The sequence below is a fragment of the Neoluteolibacter marinus genome (genome assembly GCF_014904755.1).
Taxonomy (GTDB): Bacteria; Verrucomicrobiota; Verrucomicrobiia; order Verrucomicrobiales; family Akkermansiaceae; genus Haloferula; species Haloferula marina.
On sequence record NZ_JACZFQ010000101.1, the window covers coordinates 99,310 to 109,784 of the forward strand.

The window sequence follows — 10,475 nt, forward strand, 5'->3', positions numbered from 1 at the left end:
CAATGCGCCAGCTTACACCTTCGCGTCCAGCCATTTCCCGCGGAAGTGGACCCACGCGAAGACCATCGCCTGGGTCAGCAGGTCGAGGGCGAACACGACCCATACCACCCGCAGGTCGAACCAGTCGCGGTCGTTGAAAAACCACAGCACCCCGATCCGGTAGAAAATCATGCTGCCGAAGGACCAGCGCATCACGATCCCCGTGGCACCCGCGCCGCGCATCGAGGTCTTGAGGATGATGCAGGTGGCGAAAAACGGCTGGGCCACCGCACAGATCAGCACCAGCGGCGACGCGAGTTGCTGGTGGAGGCCGCTGCCCGGCGCCATCAGGGCGATCAGCTGGTCGCGGCCGAAGACGAAGACCAGCCCCATGCCCATCATCAGCGCCGCGGCGACTTTCCAACAAAGCCGCACCGACCGCACCGCCATCTCGCGGGAACCCGCGCCCAGGTACTGGCCGACCAGCGCGGCACCCGCCGTGGCGATCGCCCAGCCGGGAAGGAAGCTCATCGACTCCACCCGGATCGCGAGGATGTGCGCACCGAGGTTCCCCTCGCCCGGCAAGGTGGCGATGACGTGGATCCCGTAGGCGTGGATGCCCCACATGAAGGCGATCTCCAGCGCCTGCGGGGCGCCGACCCGCAGGATCCGCGCCATCGTCTCGCGGTGCGCCCGCAGGCCTTCCAGGGTCCATCGCAAGACGCCGTGCTTGCGCGCCAGCAGTACCCCGACGGTTAGCAGGCCCGCCATCCAGCCGCTGATGGTGCCGATCGCAATCCCGGCGATGCCATGCCCGCCGAATGGCTCCGGACCGAGCGCCAGCAGGCCGCTGACGACCATGTTCACCCCGTTCACGACGCACATGCCGATGAAGGGCGTGCGGGTGTCCCCGGCACCGCGAAGGGCGGCATTGATCGCGAACATCGCCCCGCCGAAGGGCGCGGAAAGAGCCAGCCAGCGGAGGTAAATCGTGGCGTAGCCGGCGGCCTCCGGGCTGAGCCCGATGGCGCGGACCAACTGGGGAATGCCCGCCTGCAGCACCAGCAGGGAAATCACCCCGGCCGCGGTGCCGAGCCAGACGCCCTGGCCCAGGCCGCGGTTCGCCAGCTTGGGGTCGCCGGCCCCGGTGGCGCGCGACACGAGTGCCATCACGCCGGTGGCCACGGCGCCCTGGAGGATGTTGAAGAACCACCCGACGTAGCCGCCGAGGCCCATCGCATCGAGGATCGCGACCCGATCCGAGACCTCGCCGATGCGGCCGGAGATCAGCAGGTCGGTGAAGCCGACGCAAAACGCCAGCACCTGCTCGAGCAGCGGCCAGACGGCCAGCACCGCGACCTGGCGCGGCAGCGACAACCCGGCCAGCCGTCCTCCGAGCATCATCTCCGGAACCGCCCGCTGGCTTGCCTCGACACTCGCACCCGGTTTCGACATCGCTGGCGGCGATGCCTAACGGTTGGACCGGTGCATTTCAACCGCCGTTGCAAGGATTCACGTTGGCGAAACGCCATGGTGGGAGTAATTTCCAACAACCATGAGCGACCCCGAGACCGACACCCCGATCGACCTGCAAGGCAAGATCCTGCTGGCCGACCCGTCGCTCCATGATGGCATTTTCGACCGCTCGGTGATCCTGCTGGCCGACCACTCGGCCGAGGAAGGCGCCTTCGGGCTGATCCTCAATCACCCGACCGGCCACGTCGTCGGGGAATTCCTCAAGGACGATGCCTTCGAGCCGCTCAAGAACATCGCCGTCCACCTTGGCGGCCCGGTTTCGAAAGAGCACCTGACCTTCTCCGCCTTCTGGTGGACCCAGGAAGACCACCTGAAGTGGCATGTCCGGATCCCGGTCGAGCAGGCGGTCAAGCGCAGCCGCCAGCCGGGCACGCTGGTCAGGGCCTTCGTCGGCTACTCGGGGTGGACCGCCGGCCAGCTCGAGGGCGAAATCCGGCGCAACTCGTGGATCACCACCCGCCCGACCGCGGCGCTGCTCGGACAGTCGCACGACAAGGACCTGTGGGCCGAAATCCTGCGCTCGATGTCGCCCTATCACCGGATTCTCGCCGAAGCGCCGGAGAACCCGCGGGCCAACTGAGCGCGCCGGCCCTGCCCCCCGGGGTGACGCGCCGCCAGCCTGATTCCGCTGGCCAAGACCCTTGACGCAGCCTAGACCCGGCCCGCCGTGGAGGATACCCAGACCCGTTTTTTCACCCTCGAGGACGGACCCATCCGTCTTCGCGACGGCGGCGAACTGCCGTCCGTGACCTTGGCCTACGAAACGTGGGGCGAGCTCAATGCCGGGGGGACCAATGCCATCCTGCTGTTCCACGCCCTTTCCGGATCGCACCACGCCTGCGGCCACACTCCGGCCATCCCCGGCACCGGCGAACTCTGGCAGCCGGAGATGCACGAGGGCTGGTGGAACGACCTGATCGGTCCCGGCAAGGCGCTCGACACCTCGAAGCATTTCATCGTCTGCGCCAACTATCTCGGCGGCTGCTACGGCTCCACCGGGCCGGCTTCCGCCAATCCCGCCACCGGCAAGCCCTACGGCTCGGCCTTCCCCCACGTCGCCGCGGCGGACCAGGCGGAACTCCAGGCCAAGCTGCTCGACCACCTCGGGATCGGCACGCTGCACGCGGTGATCGGCCCCTCGGTCGGCGGCCTCGTCGCGACCACCTTCGCGACCCGTTTCCCGGACCGGGTGAAGAATGTGATTTCCATCGCCGCCGGCTACAAGACCACGGTCCTCAACCGGCTGATCCTGTTCGAGCAGATCCTCGCCATCGAGAACGACCCGCATTTCAACGGCGGCGACTACTACGACGGCCCCGGCCCGCTCTACGGACTGGCGCTCGCCCGGATGATCTCCCACAAGACCTTCGTCCACCTCGATGCCTTCGAGCGCCGGGCCCGCCGCGACGTGGTGCAGTCCGACGACATCCTCGCCTGGTACCGGGTCCGCGACCAGTTCCAGAGCTACATGCTCCACCAGGGGAAGAAGTTCACCAAGCGCTTCGACGCCAACACCTACCTGCGGATCATCGACATGTGGTCGCGTTTCGATGGCGCCAGCGAAGGCGACGCCGAGACCCCGCAGGAACTCTTCACCCGCTGCGCCAAAGCCGGCCAGAAGTGGCTCGTGTTCTCGATCGACTCCGACTTCTGCTTCTACCCCGAAGAGCAGACCGACCTGGTGAAGCACCTCGAACAAGCGGGCGTGGACGTCATGCACCTCACCGTGCATTCGGAAAAGGGCCACGACTCCTTCCTGCTCGAGCCCGACTACTACACACCCCATATTTCCTGGGTGCTGGGCCAATAAAAAGCGGAACCCCGCAAACGATCCGGCTGGCGAGCCTCTTCAAGACCGAAAGCCTCCCGGGGAGGTAGGTAAAGAGTCAGCCGCCCGACCGCTTCGCGGGATTCCACCCCACCATACGCAATTTCACGGCGGGTGTGACAAGCAATCCGCGCTTTTTTTCGCGGGCCGGCCTCAATCCTTTGCCATCAGGCGCCAGACGCCGGTGACCTCTCCCGTCCGGCACGCCGGCCCGCGCTCGTCGACCCGGCCGCAGCGCAGAAAGTGCCCGTCGTAGTCCGCCCACAGCGCCGGGCACGGGTTCATGAAGGCGCCGAGGTTGATGATCAGCCGGCCGCGCTTGTGCCAGATGCCGGGACGGTGGAAATGGCCCTTGATGACCACCTCGGCCTGCGGAAAGTACTGCCCGGCGAAGGCCGCCGCGGCATCCGCCTGGGTGGTCCACACCCTCAGCATCTCGAAGGCCCGGCGCGGCGGGTTGATCGCGTCGAGCGCCCGCTGCCAAAGCCGCTTGCCCTTGGGATACTCGGCCGCCCGGAGCAGCAGCGCCATCTTGCGGGCGAGCACGATCCGTTCGGCCGGGTCGTCGGCCGCCTCCTGGTGACGCTGCCACAACTTGGCCACCCGCTCCTGGCGCAGCAGCGCCTCGCGGCTCCACGGCGAGCCATCCGAAAACAGCGCGTCGCCGTGGGTGACCAGGATCCGACCGGCCGCCAGCTCCGCCCAGCCCGGCCCCGGCCAACCCGGGTCGTGGTTTCCCGATAGGAACACCACCTCGGTCCCCTCCGCGGCACAGATCGCCTTCAATTCCTCCAACATCGCCGCCGAGCGTTCGCGGAACGGCCGGGCGAGTTCCTGCCAGGTGTCGCCGTTGAAGATCACCGTCCCGACCCCGCTGACCAGCGGCCGCAACGACTCCACGTCGCTGATCCGCGACACCCGGTGCCCGAGATGAAGATCCGACAGGATGCGAACGGGAAGCTTCATCACGGTTCGAACGGCCCCCGGTCTACGCCTGCAAGCGGAAGGATCTCTCGATTCATCCGGCTATGCCCTCCGCTGGCGGACGGCCTCGTAAAGACATACCCCGGCCGAGACGGAAACGTTCAGGCACTCCACCTGCCCGGCCATCGGCAGCTTGGCGAGGAAGTCGCAGTTCTCCTCGGTCAGGCGGCGCATGCCTTTTTCCTCTGCACCCAGCACGATCGCCAGCGGGCCCTTGAGATCGAGTTCGTAGAGGAGCTTGTCGGTGTGGTCCGTGGTCCCGACCAGCCAGACCCCGGCCTTCTTGAGGTTTTCCATCGTCCGCGCCAGGTTCGTCACCTGCACGAAGGGCACATGGTCCGCCGCCCCGACCGACACCCGGCGGACGGTCTCGGTGATGCCCGCGGACTTGTCCTTGGGCGCGACCACCGCGTGCACCCCGGCGCCATCGGCGGTGCGCAGGATGGCCCCGAGATTGTGGGGATCCTGCACGCAGTCGAGGATCAGCAGGAAGGGCTCCGCTTGTTCGCCGACGATCCGCATCAAGTCGTCCTCGTCCAGCGATGGAGCCTGGGAGGCCTTCTCGACCTGCTTGCGGACGTGGCGGTTTTCGCGGGCTTCATGCTCGCGGCGGCGGGGCTTCATGATGGCGGAGCTTGGGAAGTCATGAGCCGGCGGGCAAGTCCCGCGACTTCTTCTTTCGCCACAGCAAGCGGGTGAGATCGTCGAGGATCAAATACACCGCCGGCACCAGGATCAAGGTGATCACCGTGGCAAACAGGATGCCGAATCCCAGCGAGACGGCCATCGGCACCAGGAAGCGCCCTTGCACGTCCTTCTCGACCAGCATCGGTGCCAGGCCGACGAAGGTCGTCAGCGAGGTCAGCAGGATCGCCCGGAAGCGCCGGCCGCCCGCCTGCACCGCGGCATCCCGCAGGCTGCCGGCCTCGGCCTTGTGGCGGTTGACGTAGTCGACCATCACCAGCGAGTCGTTCACCACCACACCGGCGAGGGCGACGATCCCGCACATCGACATGATCGACAGGTTCATCCCCATCAAGGCGTGTCCCCAGACCGCGCCGACCAGGCCGAACGGGATCACCGACATGATGATCAACGGTTGCCAGTAGGACCTCAGCGGGATCGCGATCAGCACATACATCATGACCAGCGCCCCGGCGAACCCGATGCCCATCTCGCGGACGCTGTTCGCCTGGTCCTCCTGCTCGCCCTCGAAGGCATAGCGAACGCCGGGAAACTTCACCGGGACCTGGTCGAGCACCGTCGGCTTGAAGTCCTTCATCACGTCGTTGCCGGTGACGTCCCCTTCGACGTCGGCATTCACCTTGATCGAGCGCTGGCGGTCGGTGCGGTTGATCTGCGCCGGGCCGCGGCCGGGTTCGTAGCGCACCACCTGCTTGAGGGGCAGTTCGTCCCCGGCCGGGGTGCGGACCTTCATCTCCTCGAACGACTCGAGGGTGCGCCGGTCATCGCGCGGAAAACGCACCATCACCTTCACCTCGTCGCGGCCGCGCTGCAGGCGCTGGACCTCGTTGCCATAGAAGGCGTCCCGCACCTGGCGCGCGACGTCGTCGAGCCGCAGCCCGGCGGCGCGGCCGGCGGCAGTGAGCTCGACGAAGCGCACCTCGTCCTTGCCGCTGCGGCTGGAGTCGGCGATGTCGATGACCCCGGGATAGTGGGCCAGCTCCTCCTTCACCCAGGCAGTCGCCGCCTCGAGGCGCTCGAGGTTGCCACCGGTCAGGTTGAGATCGATGGCGTTCCCGGCCGACGCCGTTTCAGCCTGGAAGGTCAGCGTCACCACGCCCGGAATCTCACCGGTAAGTTCGCGCCAGGCATCGACCAGTTCGCCCGAAGTGATGCTGCGGCCGGCCGCCGGGGAGAGTTCCAGCGTGACCTCGCCGAGATGGGTTGCGCTCGGCGGACCGAAGGGATTGAAGCCGGTCTGGAACGGCTGCGTGCCGGAGCTGGCGAGGAGGTGCTTCACCACGCCGTTGCCGTCGTTGTCGGTGTAGCGCCTGCCCAGCTCGCGGGCGGCGGCCTCGATCCGTGCGACCACCCGCTCGGTCTCCGAAAACGGCACCCCCTGGGCCAGCTCCACCTTTGAACTGAGGATGTCGCCCTCGACCTCGGGGAAGAACTTGAACTTGATCCAGTTGCCGCCGACGACGCCGCCGGTCAGCAGCAGCATCGCGACAAAGCCGGCGGCGGTCACGTAGCTCCAGCGCAGGCAGAACCCGAGGGCCGGCTGATAGAGGTGGAGGATGAACCACTCGAGGCCGTTGGCGATCTTCCGCTGCAAGCGGAACAGCGGGTTCTTCGGCTCCTCCGTGCTCCGCGGTGCCAGCAGCGAAAGATGCGAGGGCAGCACGAACTTCGACTGCAGCAGCGAGAACAGCAGCGTGGGAATGACCACCAGCGGGATGTTCGGCCAGATCTTCCCGCTGACCCCGCTGAGGCCCAGCATCGGGGTGAAGGCTGCCACCGTGGTCAGCACGCCGAAAATCACCACCGTGCTCACTTCGTGGGTCCCCTTGAAAGCGGCGATCCGCGGGTGTTCCCCGGCCTGGATCCGGGTGTAGACGTTTTCGCCGGTGACAATGGCATCGTCGACCACGATCCCAAGCACCAGGATGAAAGCGAACAGCGAGATCATGTTGATGGAAATGCCCATCATCGGCATCAGCCAGATCCCGCCGGCGAACGACAAGGGAATGCCCAGCGCGACCAGGAAGGCCAGCGACGGGCGCAGGAACAAGGCCAGCACGACGAGCACCAGCAGCAGGCCCGCGGTGGCATTGCGCTTGAGAAGATCCAGCCGCCCCTGGAGGTAGCTGCTCTGGTCGTTCCACACCGCCAGCGAGACACCTTCCGGCAGCCGCTGCGGGGCTTCCGAGACATACTTCTTCACCATCCCGGCAAGCGCCAGCGTGTCCTCGTTGCCCACCCGGTAGACATTCACCACCACCGCCTTGGTCCCGTCGAAGCGCGCGGACAGGTCGACGTCCTCGAAAGCGTCGAGGACCTCCGCCACGTCTTCCAGGTGCACCAGCGACCCGTCGCCGCGGGTGGCCACGACGATGTTGTTGAACTCGTCCGCCCGGTAGCGCTTGCCGAGCGACCGCAGGATCACCTCGCCGCCCTCGGTGCGGATCGAGCCGCCGGGCAGGTCGATCGAGCTGCGCCGGATCGCCTCGGCGATCTGCGCGAGCGACAGCCCCAGCTTGCGGAGTTTCTCCTCCGAAACCTCGATGGAAATCTCATACGGCCGCACCCCGGCGATCTGCACCTGGGAGATGCGCGGCTTGCCGCGGATCGCATAGGCGAGCAGGTCGCCGATGTTGTCCGCCGCCGGCACCTGATAGGTCAGCAAGTCGTCGCGCACCTGCTCCGCGAGCTTGCGCAAGGTCGCCTCGTCGGTATCCGCCACGACCGTCAGGCTCATCACCGGCGCCTTGATCAGGATCTCCTCCAGCACCGGTTTCTCCGCTTCCACGGGGAAGTTGTCGATCGCGTCGACGCGCGACTTCACGTCGTTCATCACCTCGCGGACATCGTGGCCGGTCTCCACCTCGATGGTCACCACCCCCATGTTCTGGCTCGAGGTCGAGCGCAGCTTCTTGATGCCCGTCAGGTCCGCCACCGCCTCCTCGACCGGCACGCAAACGCCCCGCTCGACTTCTTCCGGTGTCGCGTTCGGGTACGGGATCCGCACCGCCATGGCATCGACCGAAGTCTCGGGAAAAATCTCCTTCTTGAGGGTGAACCAGGTCGTGAGGCCGGCCAGCATCACCGTCAGCATCAGGAAGTTCCCTGCCACGTGGTTCCGGCTGAACCATTTGATCGCGCCTTGCATCGCTCAGTGCTCCGGCAGGTCTTGTTTCTCTTCCACCCGGACCTCCATGCCGTTGACCGGCGCGTTGAGCCGCGTGGCATTGATCCGCTCGCCGTCCTCGAGCCCCGACGAAACGACCACCCGGTCCTCGGTGGTGCGCAGGATCCCGATCTTGCGGAACTCGATGCGGTTGTCCGGCTTGACCACGATCACCTCGTCGGCGCCGTGCAACACGGTGCGAGGGATTTCGGCCACCTCCTTGAATTCCTTGCCCAACACGCTCGCGTAAACGAACAGCCCGACCGGCGGCAGCCTGCGCGTTCCCTCGCCGGGCAGCACCTTCACCGTGACATAAGCGGACAAGGTGCGGCGATCCACCTCGCCGTCGATCCGCGCCACCTCGGCCGGCCATTCCAGGTCCTCGCCGCCGATGGTTCCCCGCAGGCGGATCCCGGCGCGGCTGTCCTGGTCGAGGAAGCCGAAGTCTTCCAGCGAGATCGGCAGCCGGACCTCGAGGTCCTCCGCCGAGTAAAGTTCCGCGACCTGCCCGCCCGGGGCAAGCACCGCTCCCACCTCGACCTGGGCCTGGCGCACCCGGGCGTCGAAGGGTGCCTGGACTTTCGTCCGCTCCACATCGCGCTCGGCCCGTTCGACCTCGGCCCGGGTCGACTCCAGCCGCGCCCGGATGCTGGCCAGCTGCGGCTCCCGCAGGACCAGCGGCGACGCCTTGCCCCGTCCGAGCTTTTCCCAATCGAGCTTCGCCTGCTCCGCTCGCACCTCTTCCTGGGCCAGCGCCAGCTCGGCGTCCTCGCGGGCCGCCACCGCCCGGGCCAGCGCCGCCTGGTAGTCGGCGTCGTCGATCTTCACCAACAGCTCGCCGGCCTTGACCGTGCCGCCGCGCTTGAGGTTCGGGGAAATCTCGGTCACGCGGCCGCCCACCTCGGCGGCCAGCTTCGTTTCGCGGCGGCTTTCAACCACCCCTTGGCTGGCGATCGCCACCCGGTGGTCGCGCTTGCCCACCGTGATCACTTCGACCGACGGCAAGGCGCGGGCCGTGTCCTCCTGCTCCGCCTTGCGGGCGTGGGTGATCAGCATCATCAGCCCGAACACCGCCCCGCCGAGAATCGCCAGTGCGACCACGAAGGAAGTCACCGCATGGAGTTCCGTCTTCCGTTCTTCTTCCATCGAGTCAGTGGGTCAAAGGGTGAAATTCCCGCCGAGGGCGAGGTGGAGGTCGACGCGGTTGGTCAGCCTCAGCCGGCGCAGGGCGATCAGCTGGGTGGCGGTTTCGATTTCCCGCTGCTGGGCGGCCAGGTAGGTCAGGACGTCACCCGTTCCGGCACGATATTCCTCCGCGGCGCGCTGCGAAGCTTCCTCCGCGAGGTCAGCGGCCACCTTGGTCTCGGCTTCCCGCCGTTTCAGGAAAAGTTCAGCCGAAAGCGACTGTTCAACCTCCCCGAAGGCCCCCAGCACGACCCGCTGGAAATTCGCCACCGCCTCGCGGTCGACCGCCTCGGCGCGCTCGATCCCGCCCTGGATGCGGCCGCCTTGGAAAATCGGCTGGGTCAGGCTGCCGCCGAGCGACCAGACGCCGTAGTCGCTGCTCAGGATTTTCGAAAGTTCGTCGGTGCTGGTTCCAAGCCCGCCGGTCAGCCGGATGCTCGGGAAGCGCGCCTTTCTCGCCTCGTCGACGCGTCGCCCGGCCGCGGCCAGGCGGCGCTCCGCCTCCAGGATGTCCGGCCGCCGCAGCAGCAGCTCGGACGGCAAGCCGACCGGGGGTGAGGACGGCATCGAAGGCATCTTCGCGGCATCGCGGATCGACGCCGAGGGGTAGCGGCCCAACAGGAGTTCGAGCTGCCGCAGCGCCTGTTCGCGATCGCCGCGCCGCCGCTCCAGTTCCGCCCGTCCGCTGGCAAGGTCGGACTGGCTCAGGCGCACCTGGGCCGCCGAGCCGCCCTCATCGGCGAGGGCGCGCTCGAAGCGGCTGCGCACCGCTTCCTCCGACTCTTCGCGCGACTTCACCGCGCGCGCGGCCATCGCCACCTGTTCGTTGGCTTCAGCCACCGCCAGCCAGGCCTTGGCGATCTGCCCGGCGAGCGAGGTCCGCGCTCCCTGATAGGTCTGCTGCTGTGCCTGGGCGTCCGCCACCGCGGCCTCGGCCCCGGACTTCAGCTTGCCCCAGACATCCACCTCCCACGCCGCGTCGAGCGACACGCCGAAGCTGTTGCTGATCGAGCTCGGCACACCGCCGCCGGTGCCGAACGGGAAGCCGACGAAATTCTGCTTCTGCCGGTTGCCCCGGCCGCCGACCCCGAG

The 10,475-nt window shown here is 67.3% G+C and carries 8 protein-coding genes; 2 read left to right on the forward strand and 6 right to left on the reverse strand.

Going from position 1 to position 10,475, the window contains the following annotated elements; genetic code table 11:
• Positions 1–12 precede the first annotated feature (12 nt).
• Positions 13–1,434, reverse strand: a complete 1,422-nt coding sequence (locus IG178_RS20205; RefSeq protein ID WP_193214396.1) for an MATE family efflux transporter — start codon at positions 1,432–1,434, stop codon at positions 13–15.
• 100 nt (positions 1,435–1,534) lie between these two features.
• Between IG178_RS20205 and IG178_RS20210 the strand changes: the two genes are divergently transcribed.
• Together IG178_RS20210 and metX are read left to right on the forward strand one after the other, a co-directional pair.
• A complete protein-coding gene (locus IG178_RS20210; RefSeq protein ID WP_193214397.1) occupies positions 1,535–2,095 on the forward strand; it encodes a YqgE/AlgH family protein in 561 nt (186 codons plus the stop codon).
• An 87-nt stretch (positions 2,096–2,182) separates the two neighbouring features.
• Positions 2,183–3,325: a homoserine O-acetyltransferase MetX gene (gene metX, locus IG178_RS20215; RefSeq protein WP_193214398.1), complete on the forward strand. Its 1,143-nt coding sequence runs from the start codon at positions 2,183–2,185 to the stop codon at positions 3,323–3,325.
• Between the two features lie 171 nt (positions 3,326–3,496).
• Here metX and IG178_RS20220 read toward each other — a convergent pair whose 3' ends face one another.
• From IG178_RS20220 to IG178_RS20240, 5 genes are all read right to left on the reverse strand, one after another.
• Entirely contained in the window at positions 3,497–4,309 is an 813-nt protein-coding gene (locus tag IG178_RS20220; RefSeq protein ID WP_193214399.1) for a metallophosphoesterase, read from the reverse strand.
• A 60-nt stretch (positions 4,310–4,369) separates the two neighbouring features.
• Positions 4,370–4,951 (reverse strand): 23S rRNA (guanosine(2251)-2'-O)-methyltransferase RlmB, encoded by a 582-nt coding sequence (rlmB, locus tag IG178_RS20225; protein WP_193214400.1) that lies wholly within the window; start codon positions 4,949–4,951, stop codon positions 4,370–4,372.
• A gap of 19 nt (positions 4,952–4,970) precedes the next feature.
• Complete coding sequence (locus tag IG178_RS20230; protein WP_193214401.1) at positions 4,971–8,180, reverse strand: efflux RND transporter permease subunit; 3,210 nt, start codon at positions 8,178–8,180, stop codon at positions 4,971–4,973.
• A 3-nt stretch (positions 8,181–8,183) separates the two neighbouring features.
• A complete protein-coding gene (locus IG178_RS20235) occupies positions 8,184–9,344 on the reverse strand; it encodes an efflux RND transporter periplasmic adaptor subunit (protein WP_193214402.1) in 1,161 nt (386 codons plus the stop codon).
• A 12-nt stretch (positions 9,345–9,356) separates the two neighbouring features.
• A partial coding sequence (locus IG178_RS20240; RefSeq protein WP_193214403.1) for an efflux transporter outer membrane subunit occupies positions 9,357–10,475 on the reverse strand: 1,119 nt, incomplete at its 5' end.